The organism is Pseudomonas sp. GW821-FHT04C07 (assembly GCF_059420325.1).
Map to the genome: position 1 here is coordinate 580,912 of NZ_JBWKTM010000002.1, position 16,127 is coordinate 597,038.

A 16,127-nucleotide genomic window follows, 5' to 3' on the forward strand; every position below is an offset into this window, starting at 1 on the left:
TTTGCCCGACGAGAGAGGGCATCTCAATAGATGGACTCCATCGCCCTAAGCGTAAGCATCAGGAAGGTGGGTTCGGCAGACGGACGATGCGGCTGCCAACCCAGCGCGCGAGTGAGATCGAGCAGCTGCTGCCGCATCGGTGGATACCGGCCTGACTAACGTCGAGCGATTCGGTCGCACGCTTGTCGGAAGCCAGCTATCGCCTGCTCAATCTGGCAATGTCTTAGCAATTGCCGCTTCAAGCATAGGTTTGGCTGCGTCATGCAAGAGTTGGCCGTGAGCGCCTACGACATGTTCGAAATCAAGCCTCAGAAGCCTCTCGAAGTCGGCGGCAAGGCTGCCCCCCTCCGGCGTGACGCGTTTCAGCCAAGGGCCGCCAATAAGTAGCGTCAGCTTAAAACCCATCATTCGAAGTACGCATCTGCTAAGGAAAGTCGTGTAACTCCAGTCGGCCCAATATTGAATGCTATCCGTGGCGATGAGCAGTTTTAGATTCTTCAGCAAAAGGCACGCCTCAGGGTATTTGGCCGCTTCATACACGAAAAACTGTGCATCAGGCATCGGCGGAGACGCTGCGGCGTTGATCACATGGTTTGCCATAGGCACCTTGTAAGTCTCCGGTCGAGATTGGCACCAGAACTCCGCCTGATATCGGTCAACGTAAAACCGATCGTCTAGACCATGGAAATCTCCTAGACGCAGGACATGGCGAACATTACCTAGCGCATCCAGCTGACTAAGTGCGGCATCGCTCAGGCGCACCGGGTTGATGAGGGTCAATTCATCGCCACTTTTGACAATGACCATGTTTCGGTTCATACGCATTCCAGGGCCGATCCTGATGCTGCCATGAACTAGGTAAACGTTGTGGAAAATAGGAGTGATAGGGTCATGGGGGAACGCGGGTGGGTACACTGACAATTCCTTGTGAAGTTATCCTTACTCACTGCTTGGCGAATCCTTATCAACCCAAGCGTGACGACCGTACCTTACCTTGGGACGTCCTACGCATCCATAGCTGACCCTGCCAGCAATGTTCAGGATCCTATCTAGACCGTTGCGCGGTGAGGTTCGGGGCGACTGCACCTCATTGCAGATCCTGCTCAGTACAGGTAGGCGCCTTCACCGGACGGTTACATTACACAAGGTGTGTTGAGCGGACGCTTATCCAGAAATGTCGAACTGGGGAGGTTCATCGTGGCACCCGCAACCTGGGATGGTAAGCGCGGGGGGCGCGGGCTTGAGTGTATTTGCCGGGCGCGTCCCCCCGCTCTGTCCTGCACTGCGTCAAAGCGGGCGGTCAAGAAACAACAAGCGTGCCGCTAACGCTGCCATCACCCCAGCAAAACCATACGTCCCCAGACGCCTGGAGATCCTGCCGCTGCCCAGTTTCCCTCTTAGCTGCCCGGCACACATCCCAAGTACGGTATGGAAGATTAGCGCGATCAGCGCAAGCAGCGCTCCAAGGAACATTAATTGGAGGCTAACATCGCCGGTTGTTACGCTGACGAATTGAGGCAGGAATACCATAAAGAACAAAAGCGCCTTAGGATTCAAGAGGCTGTTGAGGGTGCCTCGGGCGAAGATTTTCCACAAGGAAGCCAACTGAGGTTGAGTGCCCTGAGTCACTGCTGGCGTTTTTAAAGCTTGCCAGGCGATCCATATGAGATAACACGCCCCGGCCAAGCGTAGTACTTCGAACGCTGGTGCCCAGTTCATTACCATAGCGCCAATACCTGCGCTAACCAAAGCGGTCATCAGCAAGTCAGAGAAGGAAATACCAAGAGCGGCAGCGAAGCCCGCACGCCAACCGTGGGCCAACGCATGGCTGGTCACAAAAGCCATGTTCGGGCCCGGAACGATTAACAGGAGCATGGCGGCGACAATGAATAGATAGAGATTGGCTGCATCCGGCATGGGCATCACTCCGTAGGCTTGAGCGACGACGATAAGCGAACTATTGATATGGCGGTAGCTACAGTCAGAGTTTATCTAATAGCAACAGTCGATTTTCAGGGAGCGTTAACTGCTGCTGTCGCAGGGATGCATAGGGCACGTGGACAGGCGAACAGGCTGTTCTCGGGGTCGTTACGCAGCGACAAACGCGCGGTTGCGATCATGAGTTTGATCCAGTCGGCAAGGCTCGATTGGCACGATCCAAATGCTTGCCTGAAGGACGTTCTCACGCGCCTGCCGACGCAGCTGCCGAGCGCAGTTACAGAGTTGCTGCCGCATAACTGGGGGCCGTCGCGCAACCTGTGATGCCCAGCCGCTTACTGTCAAAGAGCTGTCCATAGGGCGAAATACGTATGCCCACACGGCCTGCCCCAATCCGGGCAACCACCGCGTCAATGACTTCCAGGATGAACCGAAGACGATTTGCCAACTTACCAGCGCCATACTGGTCTGTACGATCATTGACCAATGGATTCATGAACTGCTCGAACAGGTAACCGTTGGCACCATGAATCTCCACACCATCAAAGCTCGCCTCGATCGCATTTTCGGCCGCTTGCGCGAATTCACCGACGATTCGGGTGACCACGGTTCTTGAGCGTGGTGTCGCCCAAGCGGAACTCTTCGAAGAGTTTCGACATTGGAGTGTCCATAATTTAATGAGTGGGATGATGATTAGCCGAGAGGCAGGCAGGTGACGCGGGACACCTTGAACTCACGCTAGAGGTCTGATGAATTTCTAAGGTGCATTGATGCTAACTTGAGGGTTTCGGAGCCACAATCCACTTGAATCGCAAATGACTATTGCCTTTCAAGCAACGCCTTGAGGCAAAAAGCTGAGGATTTACTTCCGCCCTAAGTTGCCTCTGGAAAAACGCCCTTGTATAAACACTGTTGGTTTCTATAGACTTCACGAGTCACTCAAAAGCCGATTTCGAGCATCGCCAAGCCCATGACCCAAAAGACCACCAAGTCCACGCTTGCCAAACCGCGCAGCCGATCCTCGATTGGCGCGGTACGCAGCCCGCAAAGCACCGAGGCCATCCTGGAAGCGGCCGCCGCTATTCTTGAAGAGCAAGGGTATCGAGCGTTCACCATGGACGCACTTGTCGAGCGCGCCGGGTCAAGCAAGCCGACCATCTATCGGTGGTGGCGCAGCAAAGGCGCCTTGTTGAGGGATGTATACGAGCGCGCCGCATTGACGTTCGTCACCTCCCCCGACACCGGGAATCTGGAACAGGATCTGATTGAGCATTTACGCTCGCTTTGGAGTTGGTGGCGGTCTTCAAGCGCCGGGGAAACCCTTCGCAGTTTCTTCATTGAAATTCAGCTGGATTCAAAGGCCATTGCGGAATTCCGAGAAGAATTTCTACCGCGCCGCGAACGTACTTTGCGCAAGATATTCGCCAGAGCAGTAAGCGCAGGGGAAATTGTCGACGGTCCTGCGGTGGAAGTTGCCGTCTCGATGCTCACAGGCATGTCCTGGCTGCATCTGGTTACCGCGAACCTGGAGAATCTTGACGACATCGACAATTCGGTCGCGGTGATCGTCAAGGGCTTGAGAGTTCGATAGTCGGTGGGGGGACCAGGATCTTTTTTTGCCCATAACGACACTGATAGTTTTTATTAGCTTTATCGCGCTTCCAACCGGTCACCTTTTGTCGCTGCAAGTCAGTCTTTACGCCAGAGAATACCGTTCATGAACAGTCGAAAAAATGAGGAGCTTACGGACGTGCGATCCAGATGCCCCTTTGCCGCCCAAGCGTTAGCCGCTGTCCTGCTGATCCTGCTTGCCGGTTGCTCTTTCAGCGACTTGAAGCCCCAGTCCAGAATGCTCTCACCCGGGGATGCCGGTGAAACCCTGGCCAATAGCGGCATCACGTTATCGCCTGCCGCTTGGCCAACCGAAACCTGGTGGACCAGTTTCAAGGATGCGCAGCTCAACACCTTGGTTGAAGAGGCGCTCGCAGAGAGTCCGACACTGCGCTCCGCCGCCGCTCGTGTGCGCCAGGCCGGCGCCCTGGAGTCCATCGAAAGTGCCTCGCTGCTACCACGTATTGACGCAGCAGCAAGCACCACCCGCGAACGCTTCAGTGCTAATGGCACCACGCCTGCCCCCGTGAAAGGCACCTGGCAAAATGTCGACCAGGCGACACTGAATGTCGGGTACGAACTGGATTTCTGGGGTAAGAATCGCTCTGCCGTTGAAGCCGCCGTGGGGCGCCGACATGCATTAGAGGTCGACAGCCGCGCGGCTGCGCTAATGCTGTCAGTGTCCATCGTGCAGACCTATATCGACTTGCAGGACACTTATGAGCAACTTGACGTTGCTCAAGCGTTACTCGACCAACAAGTCCACATTGAAAAGCTGACGCAGCAACGCTTTACCGCCGAATTGGGCACACAAATCGATATCAAGCAATCCCAAGCCTCGTTGCCCGCCAGCCGGGCCAACATTGCAGGCCTCAAAGAAGTGATTGAGCTGAACCAGAACAAGCTCGCCTCTTTACTGGGCAAGGGACCTGACCGTGGACGCTCGATTGCCCGCCCCCACATGCAGGCAAGCAACACCATCGCATTACCCAGCCATATTCCTGCCGAGCTTGTCGGGCACCGTCCCGACGTCGTCGCTCAACGCTGGCGCGTAGAGGCGACGGGGCATGAGATTGAAGTGGCCAAAGCCCGGTTTTACCCAAACGTGAACCTTACGTCCTTTATTGGCTTGCAAAGCCTTGCGTTCGACACCTTCAACGATCACAGCAGTCGAATTCTCGGTTTTTCGCCGGCGATCAGCCTACCCATCTTCGAGGGTGGTCGCTTGCGCGGCAATCTGGATGCGCAGGATGCGGCTTACGACCTGGCCGTTGAAAACTACAACCAGACCGTCATCGACGCGCTACGTGACATCGCCGATCAATTGTCTTCGCTGCGTTGGTTGAAAGAGCGCCTGGCCCAGCAGATTGAAGCAGTCAATACAGCCCAGGCCGCCGCCGATCTGGTCAACCTGCGCTATGGCGCGGGGCTGGCCACTTACCTGCAAGTGCTGGCCACCGAGAACGCGACACTGACCCAGAAACGTCAACTGGTCACGTTGCAGTCCCGCGCGCTTTCACTTCAAGCCAATCTGAGCCGGGCGCTGGGGGGTGGCTACCGCCCCGAGTTCCCCACCACCGCCTCTGCACTCCCAACCGTAGCTGATAAATCATGACCACCCAAACGCCCTCCCCCGTCGATCCCGCTCAATCCAAAGCTTCCTATCGCCCCCAGTTTCTGCTGATCCTGGGCATCGTGCTGTTAATGGCAACCTTGGGAATCTGGTACCTGTTGGGACTTGGCACCGAATCTACCGACGATGCCTATGTGGACGGCAACATCGTTCAGGTGACCTCTCAGGTCAGCGGCACCGTCACGGTGATCAGCGGCGATAACACCGACCATGTCGATGCCCATTCGCCACTGGTCACGCTCAATGCTGTGGATGCCGAGATCCAATACGAGCGCGCGAAATCCAACCTTGCACGCGCCGTGCGCCAGGCACGTACCCAGTATTACCAGGTGCAACAACTGGAGGCTGAAGTCAGCCAACGACAAAACGACGTACGCAAGGCCCAGGACGATGTACGCCGACGCAGTCAGCTTGCCACCAGCGGCGCTGTTTCCCGTGAAGAGATCAGCCACGCCGAGGAGGTGCTTAAAAACGCCCTGGCGGGCCTCGACGGTACCCGGCAGGCACTGGCCGTTCGCCTGGCCATGGTCGATAACACGACGTTACGTACCCATCCCGATGTGCTGGTAGCCGCCGCTAATTTGCGCGATGCCTGCATTTCCCTGCATCGCACGCAAATCTACTCGCCGGTTACCGGCGTGATCACCAAACGTAGCGTACAGGTTGGCCAGCGAATCAATCCGGGCGTGGCCCTTATGTCGGTCGTACCAATTGACCAGGTATGGGTGAACGCCAACTTCAAGGAATCGCAGATCCAGGATTTGCGTATTGGACAACCTGTGGTTCTGCGTGCCGATGCCTACAGCCGCAAGGTGGTATTTCACGGTTCCATCGTAGGCCTGGATGCCGGCACCGGCAGCGCGTTCTCGTTGATGCCCGCCCAGAACGCCACGGGTAACTGGATCAAGGTGACCCAGCGCGTGCCCGTACGAATCGCGCTGCAACCGCAGGAGGTCGCCGACAACCCGCTGCGCCTTGGCCTTTCCATGCGCGTATCCGTCGATACCACCGACACCAGTGGGCAGGTGCTCAACAAAAAGCCTCCCGCACAGCCGGCTTACAGCACCAACGTCTTTGAAAATGAGCTCAAGGACGCCAATGATGTCGTGGAGCAAGTGATCAGCGCCAACGATGACCGTGGCCAATATGCCAATCTTCTGAAACCTTGACGGGGTATTTCATGTACCGGAAAAACGCCGCCCTGTTGATGACCGTAGGACTGCTGTGCGCATTGGAGTATCTGCAGGCCGGCATGATCGCCTTTGCCTCGGCTCCCATCCGCGGTGAGATCGACGCCAGCCCTGAAGAATTCACCCTGGTTGCAGCGCTCTATGCGTGTATCGCGGTGGTGGTCATATCAAAACAGCGCTGGCTGGTGGAACGGCTCGGCTGGCGCAACTTCATGCTTGGCTCCATCAGCATTTACGTGTTGGGGGCGTTCGTGTGCGGCGTTAGCAGTGACCTGACCACTTTCACCGCCGGCCGCGTGATCATGGCGTTGGGAGGCGCATCGTTCATGACCTCCGCGCGCCTGATGGTCAACCTGCTTCCGCCGGGTCCTGGGCGATTCGTCGGGGTAAAAGTATTCGCCACAGGCCTGGCCAGTGGTACAGCAGTAGCGCCCTTTCTTTCATCACTGGTAGTGGTCGAGGACACATGGCACGCAATCTTCTGGCTACTGATCGCCGGTGCGTCGGCGGCGGCTGTGCTCTGCACACGCTTCTTGCCCAACACACCGATTCACGAAGATGACCGGACGCCCTCCAGCCCAGCGAACATCCTGTTGTTATCCGTGAGCACTTTCTTCCTGCTGTATGTGCTCCAGCGCTCCTACTATGACTTTTACAACGAGACCCTTATCCTCATCGTCTTCGCGCTGCTGGCCGCCCTGGGCGTGTATATCTTCTTCCACGCCGAACACGGTAAAGAGGCGCCTTTCCTCAAGGTCAGAGACTTGATGCAGTCTCGCTACACCCTCGGGGTTACGTTGTTCTGCTTCACCTACATTGTGCTAGGCAGCAACAACTACATCTTGCCGTATTTCCTGCAAACGGCGCTGGGATACTCCTGGGATACCATCGGTACGTTCCAGGCCTTCGGTCTGGCCGGCGCGTTGTTGACATGGATCGTCATGGCCATCGTCATTCCAAAGTACCCGGCTCCCAAGAAGTTCTTCATAGCCGGATTCAGTGCCCTGATCTGCTTTGGCGTGTTGTTGTCATCCCTGCCCCCCGACGCCAATATGTGGTCGAACATCTTGCCTGCGCTGGTGCTTAACGGCAGCTTTGTAATGCTGGTGCTCGCTACGGCGGCCATGCAGACATTTCGTGATGTGACACACCATGACACGTTGTTCGCCCATGCCTATCAGATCAAAAGTATGCTGGGGCAGATTGCCATGGCACTCGGCACCACCGTTGCCACCTTGTTTCTGCAATGGCGAACCACCTTGCAATACAACAACCTCAACGGGCATTTCAGCTCAGGCGATCCGCTCTATCTGGAACAGACTCAAACGCTGGCTCAGGCACTCACCCCGGCCGTAGGCGCGGGCCCGGCCAGCCAGATTTCGGTGTCGATGCTTGCACAATCCCTGCACCAACAATCAACCCTGGTCGCAAGCATGGAATACTTCTGGGCTGTCATCGTGGTAGCCAGTGTTGCACTGGTCATTTCCATGATGCAGAAGACCTTCAAGTGACATCTGCTGTGAAGGCACGTACCCATGAACAAGCAGAGTCCGCTCCAGAAAGCAGTCCGATGGTTGCAAATGCTCTTGCTCGCGAAGCGTTTTCCAGAGTGGCCGGAACAGCTGAATGAACTCGCTGTAATGCGTCGCCAGCTCTTCGATGTTCCAGCTCCCGCGCACCTGCAAACGCAGAGCCTTGGAGGTCAGTTTGACTGACGGGATGAGGAGCGACCTCGCTAGAGCGTCGCTCCTTTGAATCCAAAAACGCTTACGTCTTCTTCAATGACTACCGACGCGCAAGGCTTTCGCTGGCAAGGCCAGCAGAATCGCCTCGCCACCAGCGAGCATCAGCAGCACGATGGTGAAATCCGCCCCGGCGTTACACAGGCCAGCGAAGCTCGACTCCTGTCCTGCAACATGTGCCCATTTACGTGCTTGCGTTAACCCGCGATCTTTATTGCAAGCTCAGCGACGTGTTTACCCTGGAAACGCGCAATATCCAGTTCATTTTGTGACGGTTGCCGTTTACCGTCGGCGCCTGCCAGGGTGGTCGCGCCATAGGGCGTACCGCCGGTGATCTCGCTCATGTTGGTCAGCCCTGCGCAGGTGTAAGGCACACCCACGATGACCATCCCCTGATGCAGGAGTGTGCTATGGAACGACGTAATAGTGGTTTCCTGGCCACCGTGCTGGGTGCCGGTCGACGCAAAGACACTGCCGATTTTCCCGACCAGCGCGCCGCTCATCCACAGTCCGCCGGTCTGGTCGAGAAACGTGCGCATCTGTCCCGCCATATTGCCAAAGCGCGTCGGTGTACCAAAGATGATGGCATCGTAATTGGCCAGCTCGTCAGGTGTCGCCACCGGAGCCTTCTGGTCAAGTTTGACGCCGATGGCTGCTGCCTGTTCGGCCGGGATGGTTTCAGCGACACGCTTGAGCGTCACGTCGGTGCCGGGGACGGATCGTGCGCCTTCGGCCACTGCGCCAGCCATCGTTTCGAGGTGACCGTACATTGAGTAATAGAGAACCAGTACCTTCGCCATGATTTTTCCCCTGGATTAAGTGCCATTCGATGGATTAGGAAGATCTTGGATTACACCACTGCCAACGAACCACAGCGGCAGGTGTAGCGCTTGGTCACGAACAAAACTGCGGCTCACACCCCACCCGACTGCAGAGACTTTGACGGCATGCGGACTTAACACTAGCAGCTGCGTATGCTGCCTGCTGGCAGACAGAGACGCTTTTATAAGCAGTGTCAGCGGCACCATTTCCAACCAGGTCACGTACCCGCTCAATTCCTGGGTTTGGGGAGCATGCCGACCAAGATGTCATCCTTGTCGAGGAAGTGGTGCTTAAGAGCGACCAACAAATGGCCGCCGACGAAGACGTGCTTGAGTTTGCATAGTCATTAAAACAGCGGACACCAAGGTAGTTCGCCTCGCATCCTGCCAGTGACACAGAGGCAAAAAAGCCCTGACATCGCTGGCAGTCGCGTATCGACTCACAACCACTTCCACTACCCGCCTCGGGCTGTGTGTCACTAGGTTCTATGTCTAAAACACCCTCTTCCTTATTTCGGGGGTCTGAGGAATATTCAGTGTCGTGATCATTCACCTGATCTTATGGGTGTCTGCGGACGAAAGCCGGTTCAAGTCTCAGGCGAGTACTTTCCAGCCCAATTGCTCACGAGCCTCTTGCAGGTCGGACTGCAGATCGTGATCCCACAGCCAATCGAAACGCTCTGCAAGGGTTTTGCCCAGCAATTGCTCGTTATCGGCTACCGCCGGATCACGCAGTTCATAGAGCTCGCCGGCTTCCCAGGAGGTGCGTTGCACACGACAGGCACGTGGACGACGAATAGCGTCATAGACCTCTAGCACCGCCTGTGGCCGGCTCGCCAGAACCTGTGGGTCGGCCAGCAATCGGGCCAAAAGCCAGGCATCTTCCAACCCCTGCCCTGCGCCAGCGCCCTGGTGCGGCAACATCGCGTGAGCCGCATCTCCGATCAGCCCTACACGGCCGTGCACGTAACCCGGCAGCTCTTCAAGTTCATGCAGAGCCCAAAGGGTCGGTGCCGGAATGCACTCGAGCAGCACTCGCGCGGCATCGCCCCAATCGGTGAAGGCCGCAAGCATTTCTTCCTGGCTGGCATTACGAACCCATGGGGAATCACTCGGCCAGGAGGGGTCAGGCCGACTGCGGTCGGAAATGAAGGCCACTACGTTGATCAGCCGGCCTTGCTTGACCGGGAATGTGAGGATGTGTGCATCGAGCCCCAGATACATCTGCGGAACGTCGACAAGGTGTTCATCGACACCCCGAGCCCGGTAGGCAGCGCGCAACTGTTGGCTGTCGATCATTCCCCGGTAGGCGCAGGTACCGCTGAAGCGCGGCGCCGCAAGGGGCTGGCCGAGGCCTTGAAGCACATGATCACGAATCGAAGACTTGATGCCGTCAGCGGCGATTAACAGGTCGCAGCGGTGTTCGCTGCCATCGGTGAACAGCACGCGGGCCTGTTCGGCATCTTGTTCCACGCTCACCGCACGCTTGCCGAATTGGGCGATACCGTCGGGCAACTGGCTGGCCAGAGCGTCGAGAAAATCAGCACGGTGCACCGAAGACTGCCCTACCCCTTCGGCAAGACTCGCGCCCAGGTAGCCGGCATCCTCGCCGCGGCGCCATTCGAACCAAATATCCTGCCAGGGATCAAGCGTGCGGTCGGCGATCTGCCGGTAGGGTTCGGCAATGCCCAGACCAGCGATGGCACGAACGGCATTGGCGCCGAAGGAAACACCTGCACCGACCTCGCCAAAGGCGGGTGCCGATTCGAATAACTGCACGTTGAGATGGGAGTGGCGGCACAGATCCAGTGCCAATGCCACGCCAGCGATACCACCGCCGACAATACCGATGTGCAAGGTAGATTGAGAGTTATACATAGCAAGGTACCCATGAGGCTGGTTGTTATTGGAGTAACCAGATCATCGCCATCTGAGTGCTATTGATAAATACCGTAACTCCCATACCAGGCATTACCAGTGTGAATATTACTCAGCAGAGCAACGCAAACCCGTCGTCATATCTTCATTTTTTAATCCGGACTTTTCGCCAGCATGCTCTACAAGCTGTATATCTTTCAGACACGACGAGCCCTTAACGGAACTCGTCTTTTTTCTGCTGCTGTTACTGCGGTATAGCCTGCCTGGACGATGTGATCTGACGGCTCGCGGCGTTTTGCGTCAAGAAGACCAGAATGGCGACTGCTCCAACCAATCCTGGTATTGCGAAGATGAGGAAGCTTGCCTGCAGCGGCAACGATGAGGCATGCAGCGCGCCGCCCAGCAGAGGACCAATGATTGCACCCGTGCGACCAACACCCATCGCCCAACCGAGGCCTGTGGCCCGTATCTGCGGCGGGTAATATTGCACGGTGCAAGCGTTGGCCAGGATTTGCGTGCCGATGGTGCACGCCCCGGCAACAGCGATGAGTAAATAGAGCACAGGTAATGGGGCCTTGAGTGCGAGCAGGCTCAGGGCCAAAGCACCGCAACCGAAGAAGGCGAACAAGACCTTTGCGATGCCTATTCGATCGCCAAGCCACCCACCGGCTACCGCTCCGATAATCGCGCCAATGTTCAGCGCCACCAGAAACGCCAGGCTCGAGTTCAAGCCGTATCCTGCGGCGCTCATGAGTTTCGGCAACCAGGAGCTCAATGCATAGACCATCAACAGGCAACAGAAAAACGCCAGCCACAGCATGAAGGTGCTCAACTTGCGCCCGTCCCGGAACAACTGCGCAATCGATACGTTCGTGCCTTTAGCGACTATCCGGTTCAACTGATCGATTGCGCCGGGTACATAACTCGGTACGGCCTGCGTCAGTAACGTCTGGGCCTTGACCGTCTGCCCGGTGCGCAGAAGAAAATCCATCGATTCGGGCAACTGCCGTACCAACAGTGGCACTGCCAACAGTGGAATCAAGGCCACATAGAACACCGCTTGCCATCCCCACTGAGGAATCAGCACCATGCCCAGTCCGGCGGACAGCATCCCCCCTAGCGAGTAACCACTGAACATGACGGCGACCAAGGTGCTGCGGGATTTCCTGGGTGCGTACTCGTTCATCAACGCGACAACGTTGGGCATGACCCCACCGATCCCCAGGCCGGCAACAAACCGGCACAACGCAAATGCCTCAGGGCTCTGCGCCAAGCCGTTGATTGCTGTGACACCGCTGAAAAGTGTTACGCACATCATGATGACTTTACGTCTGCCTATCCGGTCCGACAATGATCCGAAAAACAGCGCACCCAACATCATTCCTACCAGCGCACAGCTACCCAGCGCTCCAGCTTGTAATGAGCTCAGCCCCCACTCGGCCATCAACGAGGGCAACACGACCCCATAGATCACCAGGTCATAGCCGTCGAAGATGATGATTAGCGCACACCAGAACAGTACGCGTGCATGGAAGGCGTTGAAACGTGCCCCGTCAATCAGGGCTGATACATCGATCGTACGCATGGCATCGCTCTTTTTGTCATTGTTATAGAGCCGGAGGATCAGACGTCTCCGGGCGTTGCGCGGTGCCCAACCAGCTGACCGATATGCGCGTTGTTCTTGAGGGACGTAAACCGTTCAGAGTTTGGGCATTGCAGCGATCATGGCCAAGGCATCCACCGTGATAAATGCAGCGATCCGAATACCTACTATTTCGAACGTGAATAAAGATTAGAGATGAGCAAAAGCCAAGCAACTCTTACGATGGACGCAACGGTGTAGCACTTGATAGGCTTGCGGTTCTTGCAGCGGCCATTTCAGAGCGGTGCAAACCCAGCGGCGGGCAACGGTTTATCGCCCTGGTATGAGCCAATCTGCACGAGGCGTTATGGAATTACGTGAGCTGGATCTCAATCTTCTTTTGGTGTTCAACCAACTGCTCATCGACCGTAGGGTTTCGACTGCGGCGGATAATCTTGAGCTGACCCAACCCGCTGTCAGCAACGCGCTAAAGCGGTTGCGTAGCGCCTTGAACGACGAACTTTTCGTACGCACCTACCAGGGAATGGAGCCCACGCCTTATGCCCGGCAGCTGGCTGAGCCGGTTGCGCAAGCCATTCAAACGTTACGCGATGCACTTAGCCGACAGGACACGTTTGACCCGCTCCACAGCAATCGCAGATTCACCATGGCAATGACGGATATTGGTGAAATCTACTTCATGCCGAGGCTAATGGATGCTCTGGCTGAACGCGCTCCGGGTTGCTCGATCAGCACGCTGCGCAACAACGTCGATACCCTGGCCGAAGGGCTGCAAAACGGTGCGATCGATCTTGCTGTCGGGTTGCTTCCTCACCTTCAAGCGGGTTTTTTTCAGCAACGCTTGTTTCACCATCGCTACGTCTGCTTGTGCCGCAAAGGCCATCCCGCCACCAGGGAGCCGTTGACGCTGGAACGTTTTTGCAGCTATGACCACGTTCGTGTTGTAGCAGCGAACACAGGACACGGTGAAGTTGATACGTTCCTCGCACGCGCCGGTATCGAGCGAAAAATACGTCTGGAGGTTCCGCATTTCGTTGCGGTCGGCCACATACTTCAACGCACGGACTTGCTGGCAACAGTGCCTGAACGGTTTGCCACCAGTTGCGAACAACCCTTCGGGCTCGCCGTTCTACCGCCGCCGCTGGAGCTGCCAAAAATCGAGATCAATCTGTTCTGGCATGCCCGTTACAACAAGGATCCGGCCAATCGTTGGTTACGCCAGCTCATGTTCGAGCTGTTCTCCGATTAAATGCACTGAATCCTCGGAGTATGACGGTCATTAAAAGTCGTCACGAGCGATAAACCCAAAATCCGTAGGCTGTTCGCCCGCCATCTCGTGCCCCAGCCCTCCCCACCATTGAATATCTGCGATGGCAGATTCCTTCAACACCTGCGCATGAATATTCAATACCCATGCCGTAGCGCGCCCGATGATCAAACCTCAAACGAAGAACAAAAATCGAGGAGATATAGGCAATGACACCCTCAGATATCCGCAATAAGCAGTATCGGGAAAAAAACACGTCTAAGCTTTTTAGCTCCTTGACGGTACAGTAACGGTCAGAACGCGGCTTGACCCGTGATGACTTCTACGGCCCTCGGCTGTGCGGCGACCCTGACCGACAGAGCTTTCCGAGTGATTGGATACATCGTGTCCAAGCAGAGAAACCCACGCCGCATTCAAACGCTCGCAAGGCTCACTTGGCACCTCGCCACAAGGACCGGGAGCAAATAAGTAGCAGACTAACGTTTACTGTACCGCGCTCTCATTAGCCTGCTAGGTTCGGGTTTCTGCAAAAAAGATAGGGAGTGAATTCAAGATGAACGAAAAACAAAAACGGCCGCTGTACATTCCTTACTCCGGCCCGTCGTTACTGGAAATGCCCCTGCTGAACAAGGGCAGCGCTTTCAGCTCGCAGGAGCGGATCGACTTCAACCTGCTCGGCCTGTTGCCGCAAACCACGGAAACCATCGAGGAGCAGGCAACCCGGGTTTACCGGCAATATGAGCTGTGCACCAGCGATATCGACCGACATGTCTTTCTGCGCGGAGTGCAGGACAATAACGAGACACTGTTTTTCCGTCTGCTCGAAGATCACCTCGAAGAGATGCTGCCAATCATCTATACCCCGACCGTCGGCCAGGCCTGCCAGGAGTTCTCCAGCATCTACCGCACCCATCGCGGACTGTTCATCGCCTACCCCGACCGCGATCGCATTGACGATATCTTGCACAGCGCCACCAAGGGCAACGTCAAAGTCATCGTGGTCACTGACAGTGAGCGCATCCTCGGGCTCGGCGACCAAGGCATCGGTGGCATGGGTATCCCGATCGGTAAATTGTCGCTGTACACCGCTTGTGGCGGCGTCAGCCCGGCCTACACCTTACCGGTGGTACTGGACGTCGGCACCAACAACCCTGACCTGCTGAACGACCCGATGTACATGGGCTGGCGCCATGCACGTGTCAGCGGCGAACAGTACAACGAGTTCGTCGAACTGTTCATCCAGGCCATCAAACGTCGCTGGCCCAACGTGCTGCTACAGTTCGAGGATTTCGCCCAGACCAACGCCACCCCGCTGCTGGAGCGTTACCAGGACCAGATCTGCTGCTTCAACGATGATATCCAGGGCACCGCTGCCGTAGCCGTCGGCACCTTGATCGCCGCGTGTAAGGCCAAAGGCGAACGTCTGTCCGATCAGGTAGTGACCTTCGTCGGCGCAGGTTCAGCCGGCTGTGGTATTGCCGAGCAGATCGTCGCGGCGATGATGCTCGAAGGGCTGAGCGACAGCGAGGCTCGCCAGCGCATCTTCATGATCGACCGGTGGGGCCTGCTGACCGATGACATGGCCAACCTGCTGCCGTTCCAGCACAAGCTGGCGCAAAAGCGCAGTAGCATGCCGGCATGGGCTGCAGGCAATGGCGATTTAACCCTTCTGGATGTAGTTAGCCACGCCAGGCCCAGCATTTTGGTGGGTGTATCGGCGCAACGCGGACTGTTCACCGAGCAAGTCATTCGGGCCCTGCATGCGGGCTGCTCCAAGCCGATCGTCATGCCGCTGTCCAACCCGACCTCCAAGATCGAGGCTACCCCTCAGGAAATCCTTACCTGGACCAATGGCCAGGCTCTGGTGGCCACCGGCAGCCCGTTTCCACCGGTCAGCCTGGGCGAGCGCAAGATTCAGATCGCCCAATGCAATAACTCCTACATCTTCCCGGGGGTCGGCCTGGGCGTCTTGGCGGTCATGGCCACCAGGATCACCGATGGCATGATCATGGCCGCGTCCAGAGCCTTGGCCGACTGCTCGCCACTACTCACCGGAGAGGGTGATGCAGTGTTGCCACCGTTGAGCGAGATACAGGCGGTGAGCAAGAAGATCGCCTTCGCCGTGGCCAAACAGGCTCAGGAGGAAGGCAAGGCTTTACAGATCAGTGACGAACGTCTGCACTTGGCGATCGAAAGCAACTTCTGGCAAGCGCGTTATCGGGATTATCGTCGCTCCTCGATCTGATGTTGTAACGATCTGTGGGAGCACCTCTCATGTGCTCCCACACTGTCCGGGCATACCGGAATACCCGCACACCATGTCGCACCGTTACAAAATATGAAACAGATCTTCTCATTTCATTAGCTAGCTATCGTTTTTTTCGATTGTTAGACTCCCCCGCCACCATGGCTCATCCACCTGGTGCTTCGTGTCCTGCAACCCT

Annotated in this window: 11 protein-coding genes and 3 pseudogenes; 7 read left to right on the forward strand and 7 right to left on the reverse strand. The window is 56.7% G+C overall.

Annotated features, from left to right (window positions below):
• Window positions 1–207: 207 nt before the first annotated feature.
• Entirely contained in the window at window positions 208–807 is a 600-nt protein-coding gene (locus AC07UI_RS06225; protein WP_494991640.1) for a hypothetical protein, read from the reverse strand.
• A gap of 480 nt (window positions 808–1,287) precedes the next feature.
• The gene (locus AC07UI_RS06230; RefSeq protein WP_494991641.1) at window positions 1,288–1,917 is read right to left on the reverse strand and encodes a LysE family translocator; all 630 of its coding nucleotides are present in this window, start codon (window positions 1,915–1,917) and stop codon (window positions 1,288–1,290) included.
• A gap of 135 nt (window positions 1,918–2,052) precedes the next feature.
• Between AC07UI_RS06230 and AC07UI_RS06235 the strand changes: the two are divergent.
• Window positions 2,053–2,262: pseudogene (locus tag AC07UI_RS06235) on the forward strand (transposase domain-containing protein); the annotation flags it as partial.
• A gap of 16 nt (window positions 2,263–2,278) precedes the next feature.
• Here AC07UI_RS06235 and AC07UI_RS06240 read toward each other — a convergent pair.
• Window positions 2,279–2,542: pseudogene (locus AC07UI_RS06240) on the reverse strand (oxidoreductase); the annotation flags it as partial.
• A 366-nt stretch (window positions 2,543–2,908) separates the two neighbouring features.
• Between AC07UI_RS06240 and AC07UI_RS06245 the strand changes: the two are divergent.
• The 4 genes from AC07UI_RS06245 to AC07UI_RS06260 all read left to right on the forward strand — a co-directional run bounded on the left by AC07UI_RS06245 (window position 2,909) and on the right by AC07UI_RS06260 (window position 7,883).
• The gene (locus AC07UI_RS06245) at window positions 2,909–3,529 is read left to right on the forward strand and encodes a TetR/AcrR family transcriptional regulator (RefSeq protein ID WP_494991642.1); all 621 of its coding nucleotides are present in this window, start codon (window positions 2,909–2,911) and stop codon (window positions 3,527–3,529) included.
• A gap of 126 nt (window positions 3,530–3,655) precedes the next feature.
• Window positions 3,656–5,164 carry an efflux transporter outer membrane subunit gene (locus tag AC07UI_RS06250; RefSeq protein ID WP_494991643.1) on the forward strand — a complete coding sequence of 503 codons (1,509 nt, stop codon included), beginning with the start codon at window positions 3,656–3,658 and terminating at the stop codon, window positions 5,162–5,164.
• The gene (locus AC07UI_RS06255; protein ID WP_494991644.1) at window positions 5,161–6,351 is read left to right on the forward strand and encodes an HlyD family secretion protein; all 1,191 of its coding nucleotides are present in this window, start codon (window positions 5,161–5,163) and stop codon (window positions 6,349–6,351) included. Before AC07UI_RS06250 ends, AC07UI_RS06255 begins: the two co-directional genes overlap by 4 nt.
• 11 nt (window positions 6,352–6,362) lie before the next feature.
• Window positions 6,363–7,883, forward strand: a complete 1,521-nt coding sequence (locus tag AC07UI_RS06260) for an MFS transporter (RefSeq protein WP_494991645.1) — start codon at window positions 6,363–6,365, stop codon at window positions 7,881–7,883.
• Between the two features lie 18 nt (window positions 7,884–7,901).
• Here AC07UI_RS06260 and AC07UI_RS06265 read toward each other — a convergent pair.
• The 4 genes and pseudogenes from AC07UI_RS06265 to AC07UI_RS06280 form a co-directional block, all read right to left on the reverse strand.
• Window positions 7,902–8,078: pseudogene (locus tag AC07UI_RS06265) on the reverse strand (PaaX family transcriptional regulator C-terminal domain-containing protein); the annotation flags it as partial.
• A 233-nt stretch (window positions 8,079–8,311) separates the two neighbouring features.
• The gene (wrbA, locus tag AC07UI_RS06270) at window positions 8,312–8,914 is read right to left on the reverse strand and encodes an NAD(P)H:quinone oxidoreductase (RefSeq protein WP_123359376.1); all 603 of its coding nucleotides are present in this window, start codon (window positions 8,912–8,914) and stop codon (window positions 8,312–8,314) included.
• A gap of 615 nt (window positions 8,915–9,529) precedes the next feature.
• Window positions 9,530–10,813, reverse strand: a complete 1,284-nt coding sequence (gene salA, locus AC07UI_RS06275; RefSeq protein WP_494991646.1) for a salicylate 1-monooxygenase — start codon at window positions 10,811–10,813, stop codon at window positions 9,530–9,532.
• 244 nt (window positions 10,814–11,057) lie between these two features.
• Window positions 11,058–12,398 (reverse strand): MFS transporter, encoded by a 1,341-nt coding sequence (locus AC07UI_RS06280; protein WP_494991647.1) that lies wholly within the window; start codon window positions 12,396–12,398, stop codon window positions 11,058–11,060.
• A gap of 364 nt (window positions 12,399–12,762) precedes the next feature.
• On the opposite strand from AC07UI_RS06280, the gene AC07UI_RS06285 reads away from it, so the two are divergent.
• Window positions 12,763–13,665: a LysR family transcriptional regulator gene (locus tag AC07UI_RS06285; RefSeq protein ID WP_494991736.1), complete on the forward strand. Its 903-nt coding sequence runs from the start codon at window positions 12,763–12,765 to the stop codon at window positions 13,663–13,665.
• A gap of 571 nt (window positions 13,666–14,236) precedes the next feature.
• On the forward strand, window positions 14,237–15,928 hold the full coding sequence (locus tag AC07UI_RS06290; RefSeq protein ID WP_494991648.1) for an NAD-dependent malic enzyme: 1,692 nt from the start codon (window positions 14,237–14,239) through the stop codon (window positions 15,926–15,928).
• The last annotated feature ends 199 nt before the right edge of the window (window positions 15,929–16,127 follow it).